Source organism: Agrobacterium sp. 5Ca50 (genome assembly GCF_055381905.1).
The window spans coordinates 1,696,132-1,709,371 of record NZ_AP026438.1 but is presented as its reverse complement, the minus strand read 5'-3'; the positions used below and the strand labels follow the sequence as shown (position 1 = coordinate 1,709,371).

At 56.0% G+C, this 13,240-nt stretch carries 16 protein-coding genes; 13 read left to right on the top strand and 3 right to left on the bottom strand.

The genetic code is table 11. The features are described 5' to 3' along the window. Window positions 1-218: 218 nt before the first annotated feature. Window positions 219-353: a hypothetical protein gene (locus ACZ5FM_RS08420; RefSeq protein WP_256435727.1), complete on the bottom strand. Its 135-nt coding sequence runs from the start codon at window positions 351-353 to the stop codon at window positions 219-221. Between the two features lie 43 nt (window positions 354-396). Next, window positions 397-576, bottom strand: coding sequence for a hypothetical protein (locus ACZ5FM_RS08415; RefSeq protein WP_192490993.1), 180 nt, complete (start codon window positions 574-576; stop codon window positions 397-399). A 425-nt stretch (window positions 577-1,001) separates the two neighbouring features. On the opposite strand from ACZ5FM_RS08415, the gene ACZ5FM_RS08410 reads away from it, so the two are divergent. The 6 genes from ACZ5FM_RS08410 (at window position 1,002) to tgt (ending at window position 5,614) form a co-directional block, all read left to right on the top strand. Then, a complete protein-coding gene (locus ACZ5FM_RS08410) occupies window positions 1,002-1,397 on the top strand; it encodes a hypothetical protein (protein WP_464040338.1) in 396 nt (131 codons plus the stop codon). A 256-nt stretch (window positions 1,398-1,653) separates the two neighbouring features. After that, complete coding sequence (coaD, locus tag ACZ5FM_RS08405; protein WP_464040337.1) at window positions 1,654-2,154, top strand: pantetheine-phosphate adenylyltransferase; 501 nt, start codon at window positions 1,654-1,656, stop codon at window positions 2,152-2,154. 33 nt (window positions 2,155-2,187) lie between these two features. Next, window positions 2,188-2,757 (top strand): peptidylprolyl isomerase, encoded by a 570-nt coding sequence (locus ACZ5FM_RS08400; RefSeq protein ID WP_250985486.1) that lies wholly within the window; start codon window positions 2,188-2,190, stop codon window positions 2,755-2,757. Window positions 2,758-2,792: 35 nt separating this feature from the next. Continuing rightward, window positions 2,793-3,302 (top strand): peptidylprolyl isomerase, encoded by a 510-nt coding sequence (locus ACZ5FM_RS08395; protein ID WP_192490997.1) that lies wholly within the window; start codon window positions 2,793-2,795, stop codon window positions 3,300-3,302. A 75-nt stretch (window positions 3,303-3,377) separates the two neighbouring features. Next, window positions 3,378-4,484 (top strand): tRNA preQ1(34) S-adenosylmethionine ribosyltransferase-isomerase QueA, encoded by a 1,107-nt coding sequence (gene queA / locus ACZ5FM_RS08390; RefSeq protein ID WP_464040336.1) that lies wholly within the window; start codon window positions 3,378-3,380, stop codon window positions 4,482-4,484. Next, window positions 4,484-5,614 (top strand): tRNA guanosine(34) transglycosylase Tgt, encoded by a 1,131-nt coding sequence (tgt, locus tag ACZ5FM_RS08385; protein WP_192490999.1) that lies wholly within the window; start codon window positions 4,484-4,486, stop codon window positions 5,612-5,614. The genes queA and tgt overlap by 1 nt, the downstream gene beginning before the upstream one ends. A gap of 124 nt (window positions 5,615-5,738) precedes the next feature. Here the strand turns inward: tgt and ACZ5FM_RS08380 are convergent, their stop codons facing one another. Then, window positions 5,739-6,029: a hypothetical protein gene (locus tag ACZ5FM_RS08380; protein WP_464040335.1), complete on the bottom strand. Its 291-nt coding sequence runs from the start codon at window positions 6,027-6,029 to the stop codon at window positions 5,739-5,741. Between ACZ5FM_RS08380 and ACZ5FM_RS08375 the strand changes: the two genes are divergently transcribed. The 7 genes from ACZ5FM_RS08375 (at window position 6,028) to ACZ5FM_RS08345 (ending at window position 13,224) form a co-directional block, all read left to right on the top strand. Further along, a complete protein-coding gene (locus ACZ5FM_RS08375; protein ID WP_441296635.1) occupies window positions 6,028-6,873 on the top strand; it encodes a septal ring lytic transglycosylase RlpA family protein in 846 nt (281 codons plus the stop codon). The genes ACZ5FM_RS08380 and ACZ5FM_RS08375 overlap by 2 nt on opposite strands. 98 nt (window positions 6,874-6,971) lie before the next feature. Further along, window positions 6,972-8,144 (top strand): D-alanyl-D-alanine carboxypeptidase family protein, encoded by a 1,173-nt coding sequence (locus ACZ5FM_RS08370; RefSeq protein ID WP_464040334.1) that lies wholly within the window; start codon window positions 6,972-6,974, stop codon window positions 8,142-8,144. 91 nt (window positions 8,145-8,235) lie between these two features. Next, window positions 8,236-8,907 carry a dTMP kinase gene (gene tmk, locus ACZ5FM_RS08365; RefSeq protein ID WP_371815388.1) on the top strand — a complete coding sequence of 224 codons (672 nt, stop codon included), beginning with the start codon at window positions 8,236-8,238 and terminating at the stop codon, window positions 8,905-8,907. Further along, on the top strand, window positions 8,904-9,926 hold the full coding sequence (locus ACZ5FM_RS08360) for a DNA polymerase III subunit delta' (protein WP_464040333.1): 1,023 nt from the start codon (window positions 8,904-8,906) through the stop codon (window positions 9,924-9,926). Before tmk ends, ACZ5FM_RS08360 begins: the two co-directional genes overlap by 4 nt. A gap of 130 nt (window positions 9,927-10,056) precedes the next feature. Continuing rightward, window positions 10,057-11,607: a methionine--tRNA ligase gene (metG, locus tag ACZ5FM_RS08355; protein ID WP_464040332.1), complete on the top strand. Its 1,551-nt coding sequence runs from the start codon at window positions 10,057-10,059 to the stop codon at window positions 11,605-11,607. A gap of 10 nt (window positions 11,608-11,617) precedes the next feature. Beyond that, window positions 11,618-12,403, top strand: a complete 786-nt coding sequence (locus ACZ5FM_RS08350) for a TatD family hydrolase (protein WP_464040331.1) — start codon at window positions 11,618-11,620, stop codon at window positions 12,401-12,403. Beyond that, window positions 12,400-13,224, top strand: coding sequence for an MBL fold metallo-hydrolase (locus tag ACZ5FM_RS08345; protein ID WP_464040330.1), 825 nt, complete (start codon window positions 12,400-12,402; stop codon window positions 13,222-13,224). The genes ACZ5FM_RS08350 and ACZ5FM_RS08345 overlap by 4 nt, the downstream gene beginning before the upstream one ends. Window positions 13,225-13,240 lie beyond the last annotated feature (16 nt).

Genomic DNA, 13,240 nt, shown 5'->3' with positions numbered 1-13,240 from the left:
CAGAATAATGTGAATGAATTCACAATGATCTTATCTTGCTGCTCAGCGGTGATTTCGCATGTGTCAAAACGGCTTTGGCCATGCTGGCAAGCGCTATTCACCGGCCAATGAAAAGCCGCCCGTCGCGGTTGGGCGAGGGCGGCGAAAACTTTGCCGTAAGGCCAATGACATCAGCCAATGTTTTATCGTCTAAGCGATCATATTCGCGTCGATCAAACTTAAAATGGCTTGTTGCGCTCCAGAACGGCGCGAACCTCTTCATGTTCACGCTTCAATTCTGTCAGGGCGGTAATAAACGAGGCCATGAACATCAAACTTATCAATGCTGCAAGTGCTGTAAGGATAACGAACATAGCCGGATACTCCACAAAGGCTTGGCGATGTTCCTCGCCTACCTCAGTAGTAGTTCATATATTGATAACGGGAGGAAACCTGCGGGAATTCAGGACCCTGTTTTTCGATTTGTTGTTCATAAAGGGTAAATGTGGTGGCCAACATGGTAAACACCAGAACCATCCAGGCTGTGCTGATCGCACCAATCTTCGTCGAAGTTGACTGTTTTCCCTTGATAAACATATGTTTATTCCTTCCTCGATTGGGTCGTTGTGCCCATCATTGTCGCGTTGTTCGCGCCATCATAAAAATCGATTAGCATCCCGCCTCTGAAGCTTCCTTGAATGGTCCGTTCATCTGGCGTTCATCTTTCTCGGAGGCCTGCCTTAAAATCTTTCCCCGTAGAGCGCGTATTCAACGGCAAACGAAACGGCAATGGCACCCAAAACCAACACGATAATCACGTTACGCAGTCCCTTTACCCCTGATGTCTTTCGACAACGTCTAGCCCGAAGACAGGTGTAGAGGAGCAGCGCTGAAACGGCCCTGAATGATGCATTCATGTGCCGTTCAGCATGGGGTGCTGACAGATGAAACGCGTAATTGTCATGTGGTCACTGCAACAAGTTACAGAACTGGTTTTAGTTCCAAAGCTTTTGCATTAAGGATTGGGAATGATTGACGCAGTCCGCGGAAACGACATCAAAACGTTGCCAAAAGTCTTTGCCTCATGGGCTGATGTTGAATCGGCGGTTGATGAGCTCGTGGCTGCCAAATCCGACATTCAACGAGACACCTTTGAAAATACATGTGTGCTGATCCGTTTTGCCTCGGATCGATATCCTTTGCCCGATAAGGTCTGTCTTGGGTATTGGCCTACCATTCGTCTTTGCTGGAGTTCGAGCGAATCTACCTGCGAGATCGAGGTGAATGAAAACCAATATGAGTTTTATCGCTTTTCTGACGCAGCGTCCCAGATCACGCATGTGGATGTGACGCGCGGCGATGTCCTCGACGAGGTGCGTGCGCTTATGGACGGCGCATTGTTGCAGGTTGGTGGGTAGGGGGCGTCTGTAGCCATGTTCCCCGGCCTTCAGCATGTGTCTGAAAACGGCAACGGGCTATCCTTAGATGTCTGTTGGGTATGGAAATTTTGTCTGCTTTGTCGGGTAAGTGCGGCGTCACAGGTTGCGGCTTTGTGCGGGATGCCCCAAATATGGCGTCGCAACCGCGTGTATGGTTGCAAGAAACGGCAAAACTCTTGCGATGCGCTGCTGTCCATGACAAAAGGCGGCGACATCGTACTGGCTTGAGAGCGAAATGACGGTTGCTTTTTACCCTGGGTCTTTTGACCCGATGACCAATGGACATCTGGATGTGCTCGTCCAGTCGCTGAATATTGCATCCAGCGTCATCGTGGCCGTAGGCATCCATCCCGGCAAAACACCGCTTTTTTCGTTCGATGAACGGGCGGGGCTGATCAAGGATTCGCTTGTTCAGGCGCTGCCTGATGCCGCACACCGTATTTCAGTCGTCTCCTTTGATAATTTGGTGGTGGATGCCGCCCGCAAGCACGGCGCCAGCATTTTGCTGCGCGGTCTGCGCGATGGTACCGACCTGGATTATGAAATGCAGATGGCTGGCATGAACAGGCAGATGGCTCCGGATATACAGACCGTATTCATTCCGGCCGGAAGCGCATCACGACCCATTACCGCCACATTGGTTCGCCAGATCGCTGCCATGGGAGGCAATGTTTCTGCCTTTGTACCGACCGCAGTGCTGACCGCGCTGAGTGGTAAATTCAAACGCCAGAGTTGACCTGGTTCACATTAATGAATTCCGGAGCTTGATATGAAATTGCTTCACCTTGCCCTTGCTGGCGCACTCTTTCTTGGCGCGGCCATCACCAACGCGGTGGCTGCCGATGACGACTTCCTGACCATTCAGCTGAAGGATGGTCCGGTGGTTATCCAGCTTATGCCGGAAGTTGCACCAAAGCACGTTGCGCAGATCAAGGAACTGGCCAAGGCCGGTGAATATGACAATGTTGCATTTCACCGCGTGATCGACGGTTTCATGGCGCAGACTGGCGACGTGGAATTTGGCGACATGGAAAACGGCTTTAACGCCCGTCGCGCTGGCACAGGCGGTTCCAAGCTGCCGGATATTCCTGCAGAATTTTCAAAGACACCGTTTGAGCGTGGCACGGTTGGCATGGCCCGTTCGCAAAACCCGAATTCCGCCAATTCGCAGTTCTTCATCATGTTCGATCAGGGTCCGTTCCTGAACGGCCAGTACACCGTGGTTGGCAAGGTCGTTTCCGGCATGGAAGCGGTTGACAAGATCAAGCGCGGCGAAGGCGGCAACGGCGAAGTTTCCGACCCGGACAGAATGATTAAAGTCACTGTCGGCAAAAACTGAAACAGGGCCAGAAAGCCCGATTGAAGGAGATAAAAATGGCCGAGATCAAAGATCCGCAGAACACCCTGATTATGGAAACCACCAAGGGTAAGGTTGTTATCCAGCTTCTTCCCGAAGTTGCCCCTGGTCACGTTGCCCGCATCAAGGAACTGACTGCGGAAAAGGCATATGACGGCGTCGTTTTCCACCGCGTTATCGAAGACTTCATGGCGCAGACCGGCGACGTGCAGTTCGGCAAGCAGGGTTCTGAAAACTTCAACCCGGCCCGCGCTGGCATGGGCGGTTCCGACAAGCCGGACCTGAAGGCTGAGTTTTCCGCAACCTCGCACATTCGCGGCACCTGCTCGATGGCCCGTTCGCAGAACCCGAACTCTGCCAACTCGCAGTTCTTCATCTGCTTCACCGACGCTCCTTGGCTGAACAAGCAGTACACGGTCTGGGGTCAGGTTATTGAAGGCATGGAAGTTGTCGACAAGATCAAGCGCGGCGAACCTGTTCGCGATCCTGATTCCATCGTTTCGATCCGTCTGGCTTCCGAAGCCTGATTTGCGATTTTAACGGCAGAACCCGCTTCGCAGACATGCGGAGCGGGTTTTGATGTTTTTTTGAGAGTCTTGAAAATGCGTGTAGACCTGTTCGATTTCGACCTGCCAGATGAAAATATTGCGCTGCGCCCGGCCAATCCGCGCCATAGCGCACGCCTGCTGGTGGTTGATCCGAACACTGGGGCCTTGGCGACAGAATTGTCTGACCACAGCGTCATTGACCTGCCAACGTTCCTGAAGCCGGGCGATGCGCTGGTGTTTAACGACACGCGCGTTATTCCAGCCCAGCTTGAAGGTGTACGCCTGCGCGAAGGTGCGCCGGAAACGCCGGTTTCTGCGACGCTGCATATGCGGGTTGGTGCATCGCGCTGGAAAGCCTTTGCCAAACCCGGCAAACGAATCAAGGCCGGAGACCGCATCCGTTTCGGTACGGGTGCCAGTGGTGGGCATGGTGAGGCCTGCCTGATTGGCACACTGGATGCGACCGTCGAGGAAAAGGGCGAGGAGGGTGAAATCACCCTGCTGTTCGATTTTTCCGGTCCGGCTCTCGATGAGGCGATTGCGTCAGTTGGCCATATTCCATTGCCGCCCTATATTGCGGCCAAGCGTCCTGAAGATGAACAGGACCAGACCGATTACCAGACCATTTATGCGCGGGAAAAAGGTGCGGTTGCCGCGCCGACCGCCGGTCTGCATTTTACGCCAGAGCTGTTTGAGGCGCTGGACAAGGCCGGTATCGAGCGCCACTTCGTGACGCTGCATGTCGGTGCTGGCACCTTCCTGCCCGTCAAAGCCGACGATACAAATGACCACCGCATGCACCATGAGGTTGGTTATGTCTCTGAGGAAACGGCTGCCAAGCTCAATGCGGTGAAGGCACGGGGCGGGCGCATCATCTGCGTTGGCACGACGTCACTTCGCCTGATTGAAAGTGCAGCCGACGACAGTGGCGCCATTCAGCCATGGTCCGGTTCCACCGACATTTTCATCACGCCCGGTTACCGCTTCAAGGTGGTTGATGTGCTGATGACAAACTTCCATTTGCCGCGGTCCACACTGTTCATGCTGGTTTCAGCGTTCAGTGGCCTGGAAACGATGAGCCGTGCGTACACGCACGCCATTTCCTCCGGCTACCGTTTTTATTCCTACGGCGATTCCAGCCTGCTTTTCCGGAAAAACTGATGCACGACAAATTTACGTTCACCCTCAAGGCCACCAGCGCTGGCGCCCGTCTTGGCGAAGTGGCCATGCCACGTGGTGTCATTCGCACGCCAGCCTTCATGCCGGTTGGTACTGTTGGCACCGTCAAGGCCATGTATCTCGATCAGGTACGGGATCTCGGCGCCGACATCATTCTTGGCAACACCTATCACCTGATGCTGCGTCCAGGCCCGGAGCGCGTGGCGCGCCTTGGCGGTCTGCATGAGTTGATCCGTTGGAAACACCCGATCCTGACCGACAGCGGCGGTTTTCAGGTGATGTCGCTGTCTGGCCTGCGCAAGCTGGACGAGCAGGGCGTGACCTTCAAGAGCCATATCGATGGCAGCCTGCACCACATGTCGCCGGAACGGTCGATTGAAATTCAGGGTCTCCTGGGTTCCGATATACAGATGCAGCTGGACGAATGCGTGGCGCTGCCTGCCGAGCGGCGGGAAATCGAGCGCGCCATGGAAATGTCGCTGCGCTGGGCAGAACGTTGCCGTGTGGCCTTTGGCGAACAGCCCGGCAAGGCGATGTTCGGTATCGTGCAGGGTGGTGATGTTCCTGAACTGCGTATCCGTTCGGCCGAAGGCCTGAAGCAGCTTGACCTCAAGGGTTATGCGGTTGGCGGTCTGGCCGTGGGTGAGCCGCAGGAAGTAATGCTGCGCATGCTCGACACCACATTGCCGGTGCTGCCAAGCGAAAAGCCACGTTACCTGATGGGCGTTGGTACACCTGACGATATCCTCAAGTCTGTGGCACGCGGTATCGACATGTTCGATTGCGTGATGCCGACCCGTTCGGGCCGTCATGGTCTGGCCTTTACCCGCCGTGGCCGCGTCAATATTCGCAACGCACGCCATGCCGAAGACATGCGCCCGCTGGACGAACAGTCCAACTGCCCGGCGTCGCGTGATTATTCGCGCGCTTACCTGCATCACCTTGCCCGCTCCAACGAGGCACTGGGCGGAATGCTGCTATCCTGGCACAACCTGGCCTACTATCAGGAGCTGATGCAGGGCATCCGCAAGTCCATCGAAGAGGGGCGTTTTGAGGACTTTTATGCGGAAACGCAGGAGATGTGGGCCAAGGGTGATATTGACCCAATCTGACGTAACGGCAGGCCGTTCAAACCGGCCCGCATTAACCTGTTGCTAACCATAACCAATACAATTTTACCGAAAAAGGCATCAGGACTCGCATTTTCGCCATGTTGTCCACAAGATTAAGCATCTGTTAGACGCTTGGTGGCAGGTCAATACCATCAAGCATCGCGGCCAGTGTGGAAGCTGGCCAGACAGCAGGATGGGGCGTAGTTTTGACTTTTGACGGCAATAAATTCGGATTGAGCGCAAGATTTTTCGCGGTCGCAGCTTTGTGTGTGGCGACGGCATCCTGTTCAACAACATCCGAGCCTAAGAAGAAAACACGGAGCAAGGAATACTTCTCCGAATCCGAGTATGGCGTGAAGGCAAGTCCTCGCGTGGCCACAGGCAAAAACGTCCCCAAAGGGGGCGGGCGCTTCATGGTCGGTGATGCATATACAGTGAAAGGCCGCCGGTATTTTCCGAAGGAAGATCCCGGTTATGACAAGAGTGGTCTGGCCTCGTGGTATGGCTCTGCCTTCCACGGTCGCCTGACAGCGAATGGCGAAGTTTACGATTCTGATCATCTCTCGGGTGCGCACCCGACATTTCCGCTACCCAGCTATGCCCGCGTTACCAATACTGAAAACGGCTCCTCGGTCATCGTTCGCGTCAATGACCGTGGACCGTTCCATGAAGGCCGCATCATCGACGTTTCCAGCAAGACGGCTGAACTTCTCGACATGAAACGCACCGGCACTGCCAATGTGCGCGTGCAATATGTGGGTCGTGCCCGCATGGACGGCCATGACATGCCGTATCTGATGGCATCCTATATTCCGAAGGGGTCGCGCAGCCCGGCTGTGAACCCTGAAGGGCAGATTGCAACCGGCGTGATGGTGGCGTCCGCCTCACGGGATAATATTCCGGTGCCATCCTTCAATCCAACCTATTCCGGTTCTGCGCAGACATCGCTGGTTGGCAACACGCCAAGCCATACGCTGCAGGCGCCGACACCGTTTGCCAATGCAGCGCCTGCCGCGCAGTCGCAGCAGGGCTACGAGCAATTTATGGTTCTGCCGGAAATTGGCCCCTTCGTGCAGCAGCGTCCGGATAGCAACTATCTGAGACTGCCATCTGCCAAATATGCCGCTGCCTATTCTGCCGACAATGACACGACCTCGAAGACCGAAGCCGTGTTCCAGCAGGTTTTGACAGGTGATCGTGGCGAGTTGACAGAGCAGTCCATTCTCAGCTTTGTGAAAAAGAAGCAGGCCAGACAGTAATATCTGTTCACGGGTCATTGATCTGGCGGTACGCTTTAACCGCCAGACAGGGTTCAATGCGTATCATCGCAAAAATGAGACGACGATTCGGGCCGTTCATGCGTAAGACCACACTCCATTCCCTTAGTCTTTTGGCCGTTCTGGTAACAGGTGCGGTTGTTGAGCCAGTGGTGGCGCATGCCCAGACGGCCGCCTTTACGGTCAAGGCGAAACAGGCCTATGTCATCGATGCCGAAACCGGCACGGTGCTTTTGTCGCAAAATGAAGAGGAGGTGTTTCCGCCTGCCTCGCTTTCCAAACTGATGACCGTTGATCTGGTGCTGGATGCAGTGGTGAAGGGCGAACTGAGCCCCACGCAAACCTATGCCGTATCGGAATATGCCTGGCGCACCGGTGGCGCGCCATCGCGCACCTCCACCATGTTTGCGGCGCTGAAATCCCAAATCCCCGTCAAGGATCTGCTGACCGGTATCATCGTTCAGAATGCCAATGATGCCTGCATCATTCTGGCCGAAGGCATGACCGGCTCTGACGCCAGTTTTGCCAAACGCATGACCGAGCGCGGCGTTGAGCTGGGGCTGGAACATAGCGCGTTCACCAACTCCACCGGCCTGCCGGACCCCGGCAACAAAACCACCGTCAAGGATATGGTGGTGTTGGCGCAGCACCTGCACCAGACCTATCCGGCATTTTACAGCCTGTTCACCAAGCCGGATTTCGAGTGGAACAAGATCTACCAGCGCAACAAGAACACGGTTCTGGGTGCGGCACCGGGCATTGACGGGTTGGGACTTGGTTTCGATCAGGCCAATGGTTTTGCCGTTGTTGCCTCCGCCGAGCGTGACGGCCGCCGCATCTATCTTGGCATGGCCGGTCTGCCCGATGACAAGGTGCGGTTTGAAGAAACCCGCCGTGTGGTGGAATGGGGCCTGACGAGTTTTCAGAAACGCACGCTTTACGCCAAGGGCGAGACCGTGGGTGCCGTCAGTGTTTACGGTGGTACGCAGTCGTCGATCGATGTTGCGGTGGCAGAGCCGGTCAATATTGTCGTGCCGATCAACAATCCGGACCGCCTGACCGGCAATATTGTCTACCACTGGCCGCTCAACGCGCCGGTAGAGCCCGGCTTTACGGTCGGTACCTTGCAGATTTTTGCCGGTGACCGCTTGCTTCGCGAGGTTCCGCTGGTCACAACCGCGTCTGTGGAAAAGGGTACTCTTTCGCAAAACGCCGGAGATGCGCTTATGGAGCTTCTGTTCTTCTGGTTATAACAACACCGGTGTTGCGACTGGTCGCCCACCGAATATTCAACTATGCTTGAAAATTGATGATTTGCCGATCAAGCAAACGGGAATGCTGAAATTGTCCGATAAACGTGGATTGTTCATAACCTTTGAAGGTGGCGAGGGCGCCGGAAAATCCACGCAGATTCGCATGCTGGCAGAGCAACTGCGTGAGCGCGACCTCGACGTTATCATCACCCGCGAGCCGGGCGGCTCGACCGGTGCAGAAGCCGTGCGCCATGTGCTGCTGTCCGGTGCTGCAGAATCCTTCGGCGTGCGCATGGAGGCAATCCTGTTTGCTGCTGCGCGCAACGACCATGTGGAAGAAGTTATTCGCCCGGCGCTTGAAAAAGGCACCGTTGTTCTGTGCGACCGTTTTCTGGATTCCTCTCGCGTCTATCAGGGCACCACAGGCAATCTTGAACCGGACTTTATCGAGACATTACAGCGTATTGCTGTCAACGGCTTTATGCCCGACGTGACACTGATTTTCGATATTCCCGCTGCGGCAGGCCTTGCACGTGCACGTAAACGTGCCGACGACGGTGCGGTGCCTGACCGTTTCGAGAAGGAAGAGATCGAGACGCATGAAAAGCGCCGTGAAGCCTATCTGGATATTGCGCTTGCCGATCCGCGTCGTTGCCGGGTGATCAATGCCGACCAGCCGCTGGAACAGGTGGCGGAAGATGTGTGGGCGATGGTTGAGCCATTGCTGAACACACCAGCTGCGCAGAAGCAGGCATCGAAATGAGCGATATTCCGGGCGTTCTCGAAGGTGCCATTCCACCGGCGCAGAACACGAAACTTTTCGGCCATGCCGAGGCTGAACAGTTTCTGGCAACCTCCTACCGTTCCGGCAAAGGCCACCATGCCATTCTGGTCGAGGGGCCTGAAGGCATTGGCAAGGCAACGCTTGCCTTCCGGTTTGCCAATCACATTCTGTCCTATCCCGATCCGGCCAGCGCACCTGAAGTGATTGCCGATCCCGTGCCTGACAGTGCCGTCAGCCGTCAGATCATGTCCGGTGCGTCCCATAACCTGCTGCACCTGTCGCGTCCGGTCGATGAAAAGACCGGCCGGGTGAAGTCTGCCATCACCGTCGATGAAGTGCGCCGTGCCGGGCATTTCTTTTCGCAGACCTCGGGCACCGGCAGCTGGCGTATCGTGATCATCGATCCCGCCGATGACCTGAACCGCAACGCCGCCAATGCTATCTTGAAGATATTGGAAGAACCGCCGAAACGGGCGATGTTTCTGGTGCTGTCGCATGCGCCGGGCAAGTTGCTGCCAACCATCCGTTCGCGCTGCCTGCCATTGAAACTCAACCCGCTTGATGACGGTAATCTGGAACGCTCCTTGGCCAATCTTGGCGTTGGTGTGCCTGACGACAAGAAGGCCGAGTTGCTGACGGCGGCGCGTGGCAGCGTGGCGCAAGCGCTGAAGCTGCTGAACTACGGCGGCGCCGACATTATCGAGGCCTTTGGCGCGATCATGAGCAATACTGGCCCTGCGGCCAGAAAATCCATGCACAAGCTGGCCTATGTGCTGTCGCAGAAGGACAGCGATACGGTTTTGAGCTTCTTCATGGATTATGCCAGCGAGGAACTGATTGCCCGTGCCAAGGCAGCAGCGCTGGCTGGTGACCTGCATGCGGCCGACTATCACGCCCGGCTATCATCCTCGATCGGTGAACGCATCACCATTGCGCAGGCCTATAACCTTGACCGCAAGCAGACTGTGCTTTCCATTCTCGAGGAAATGCAGCGCTGACTGCGCGCTGCTTCGGGTCATCTCACGTCAGATAAAAAGCCTCGTCGCGTCCAAGTTGGTGTTTCGCTTGTGCGAACAATAGGCTATGAGCGGTTTACCTAGGAAACATAGTGTAAAGCTGATAGCCGTCATGACAGACAAGACACCTTTTTATATCACCACCGCGATTTCTTACCCCAATGGCAAGCCGCATATCGGCCACGCCTATGAGCTGATCGCAACCGATGCCATGGCGCGTTTCCAGCGTCTGGACGGTCGTGATGTGTTCTTTCTGACCGGAACCGACGAGCATGGCCAGAAGATGCAGCAGACCGCCAAGGCAGAGGGCATTACGCCGGAAGCACTGGCGCAGCGCAATTCCGACCAGTTCCGTGACATGGGCAAGCTGCTGAACGCGTCCAATGACGATTTCATCCGCACCACCGAAGAGCGTCACCACGAGACATCGCGCAATATCTGGAACCTGATGGCCGATAACGGCGACATCTACAAGGACAGCTATGCTGGCTGGTATTCCGTGCGTGACGAAGCCTATTATGGCGAAGACGAAACCGAAGTGCGCGCCGATGGCGTACGTTACGGGCCGCAGGGCACGCCGGTGGAGTGGGTCCAGGAAGAAAGCTACTTCTTCAAGCTGTCCGAGTACCAGGACAAGCTGCTGAAGCTTTACGAAGAAAACCCAGACTTCATCGGTCCGGCCGAGCGTCGCAATGAAGTGATCTCCTTCGTCAAGTCTGGCCTGCGTGACCTTTCGGTGTCGCGCACCACCTTTGACTGGGGTATCAAGGTGCCGAACGATCCCGCACACGTCATGTATGTGTGGGTGGATGCACTGACCAACTACATTACCGCCACCGGTTACATTGAAGACAAGGATGGTCCACGCGCCAAGTACTGGCCAGCCGACGTGCATATCATCGGCAAGGACATCATTCGTTTCCACGCCGTTTACTGGCCTGCATTCCTGATGAGCGCCGGTCTGCCTTTGCCAAAGCGCGTCTTTGCCCACGGCTTCTTGCTCAACAAGGGCGAGAAGATGTCGAAGTCGCTCGGCAACGTGGTCGATCCGGTCAATCTGGTGAACCATTTCGGCCTTGATCAGGTGCGGTATTTCTTCCTGCGCGAAGTCTCCTTCGGCCAGGACGGCAGCTATAGCGAAGAAGGCATTGGCATCCGTATCAATGCCGACCTTGCCAATGGCGTTGGCAACCTTGCCAGCCGTTCGCTGTCGATGATCGTCAAGAACTGCGATGGCAAGATCCCGGCACCGGGCGCTTACACCGATGACGACAAGGCGATGCTGGCCTCTGCCGATGCGCTGCTCGAAATCTGCCGCGACGAAATGGGCAAGCAGATGATCCACAAGGCGCTGGCAGCGATCATTGCCGTTGTGTCTGAAACCGACCGTTATTTTGCCGGTCAGGAGCCATGGGCGCTGAAGAAGACCGACCCGGAGCGTATGGGCACTGTGCTTTACGTGACGGCTGAGGTCGTGCGTCAGATTGCGCTTCTGCTGCAGCCATTCATGCCTGACAGCACCGCAAAGCTGCTGGATCTGGTGGCAGCACCAGCTGACAAGCGTGATTTTGCAGCGCTGGGTGAGGCGGGACGTCTGGTTCCCGGCACACCGCTTGAGGCGCCGACACCGGTCTTCCCGCGTTATGTGGCGCCGGAAGCGTAAGGTATAACAGATGCTGATCGATACTCATTGCCATCTGGATTTTCCGGATTTCGAAGCGGAGCGCGATGACATCATCGCGCGCGCGCACGCGGCCGGCGTCAAGCAGATGGTGACGATTTCAACCCGTGTGCGGCGTTTGCCAGAGCTGTTGAAAATCACGGAAAAGTACCCGTCAGTGTTCTGCTCGGTGGGTACTCATCCTAACAATGCAGATGAAGAACTCGACATAACTGCCGAGGAGCTCATCAAGATCGCCAACAGCCATGACAAGATCGTGGCGATTGGCGAGGCGGGTCTGGACTATTTCTACGACACGCAAAAGCCTGAAGACCAGAAAACCGGACTGCTGCGCCATATCGAGGCAGCACGGGTTACCGGCCTGCCGCTGGTCATTCACAGCCGCAGTGCCGATGATGACATGGCAGCCATTTTGAAAGACGAAAGTGCCAAGGGTGCCTTTCCGTTTATCCTGCATTGTTTCTCGGCCGGACCTGAACTGGCAAAAACCGGTGCGGAGCTTGGTGGTTATGTGTCGTTCTCCGGCATTTTGACTTTCCCGAAGTCGCAGGACATCAGGGACATTGCCGCAACCGTTCCGCTCGACCGCCTGCTGGTAGAGACAGATGCGCCTTATCTGGCGCCAAAGCGCTGGCGCGGCAAACGCAACGAACCGTCCTATGTCATCAACACCGCCGAGGTTCTGGCCGAGGTGCATGACATGAGCTACGCCGAGATGGCGCGCATCACCACAGAAAATGCATTTCGGTGCTTTTCAAAAATGCCGAGGCTGGGATGAGCGTCTATAAAAGACGCTTTACAGTTCTAGGCTGCGCATCGTCCCCCGGTGTGCCGCGCATCAACGGTGACTGGGGCGCCTGCGACCCTGACAATCCGAAAAACCGGCGCAGCCGGGCCGCCTTTATGGTGGAGCAATTTGCGCCTGATGGCGGCAAGACCACAGTCGTTGTCGATACCGGGCCTGATTTTCGCCATCAGATGATCAGCGCCGGTGTTGACCATATCGACGCCGTTATCTACACCCATGCCCATGCCGACCATCTGCACGGCATTGATGACCTGCGGGTCTACTGGGCGCTGCAGCGACAGCGTATTCCCGTCTATGCCGACCAGGCGACCCTGGACCGCATTCGCGACGGTTTCGCTTACTGCCTGAAGACACCAGTGGGCAGCAATTACCCCGCGATCATCGAGGCCAATATCATTGACCCGAAGGCCGGTACATTCGTGATTGCGGGCGAGGGTGGGCCAATCGATTTTACGCCGCATCTGCAACACCATGGCGATATTTTTTCGCTGGGTTTCCGCATGGGTGATGTGGCCTATTGCACTGACGTCAGCCGATTCCCCACGCAAAGTCTCGCGCAGTTGCAGGGGCTTGATGTGCTTATTATCGATGCGCTGCAATACCAGCCGCACCCCAGCCACCTGTCCTTGTCGCAGGCGCTGGAATGCATCAATACGCTGTTGCCAAAACGTGCAGTGCTGACGCACATGCATACGCCGCTGGATTACGATACCGTGATGCGCGAAACGCCAGATCATGTTGAACCGGCCTATGACCAGATGCGTTTCGAGGTTGAAGTCAACGCTCCCTGATACTGCCTGTGAAGGA

Coding starts and splice junctions, on each gene's coding strand:
- ACZ5FM_RS08420 (WP_256435727.1), bottom strand. CDS start 353: ATGTTCGTTATCCTTACAGCACTTGCAGCATTGATAAGTTTGATGTTC.
- ACZ5FM_RS08415 (WP_192490993.1), bottom strand. CDS start 576: ATGTTTATCAAGGGAAAACAGTCAACTTCGACGAAGATTGGTGCGATC.
- coaD (WP_464040337.1), top strand. CDS start 1,654: ATGACGGTTGCTTTTTACCCTGGGTCTTTTGACCCGATGACCAATGGA.
- ACZ5FM_RS08400 (WP_250985486.1), top strand. CDS start 2,188: ATGAAATTGCTTCACCTTGCCCTTGCTGGCGCACTCTTTCTTGGCGCG.
- ACZ5FM_RS08395 (WP_192490997.1), top strand. CDS start 2,793: ATGGCCGAGATCAAAGATCCGCAGAACACCCTGATTATGGAAACCACC.
- queA (WP_464040336.1), top strand. CDS start 3,378: ATGCGTGTAGACCTGTTCGATTTCGACCTGCCAGATGAAAATATTGCG.
- tgt (WP_192490999.1), top strand. CDS start 4,484: ATGCACGACAAATTTACGTTCACCCTCAAGGCCACCAGCGCTGGCGCC.
- ACZ5FM_RS08375 (WP_441296635.1), top strand. CDS start 6,028: ATGGTCGGTGATGCATATACAGTGAAAGGCCGCCGGTATTTTCCGAAG.
- ACZ5FM_RS08380 (WP_464040335.1), bottom strand. CDS start 6,029: ATGAAGCGCCCGCCCCCTTTGGGGACGTTTTTGCCTGTGGCCACGCGA.
- ACZ5FM_RS08370 (WP_464040334.1), top strand. CDS start 6,972: ATGCGTAAGACCACACTCCATTCCCTTAGTCTTTTGGCCGTTCTGGTA.
- ACZ5FM_RS08360 (WP_464040333.1), top strand. CDS start 8,904: ATGAGCGATATTCCGGGCGTTCTCGAAGGTGCCATTCCACCGGCGCAG.
- metG (WP_464040332.1), top strand. CDS start 10,057: ATGACAGACAAGACACCTTTTTATATCACCACCGCGATTTCTTACCCC.
- ACZ5FM_RS08350 (WP_464040331.1), top strand. CDS start 11,618: ATGCTGATCGATACTCATTGCCATCTGGATTTTCCGGATTTCGAAGCG.
- ACZ5FM_RS08345 (WP_464040330.1), top strand. CDS start 12,400: ATGAGCGTCTATAAAAGACGCTTTACAGTTCTAGGCTGCGCATCGTCC.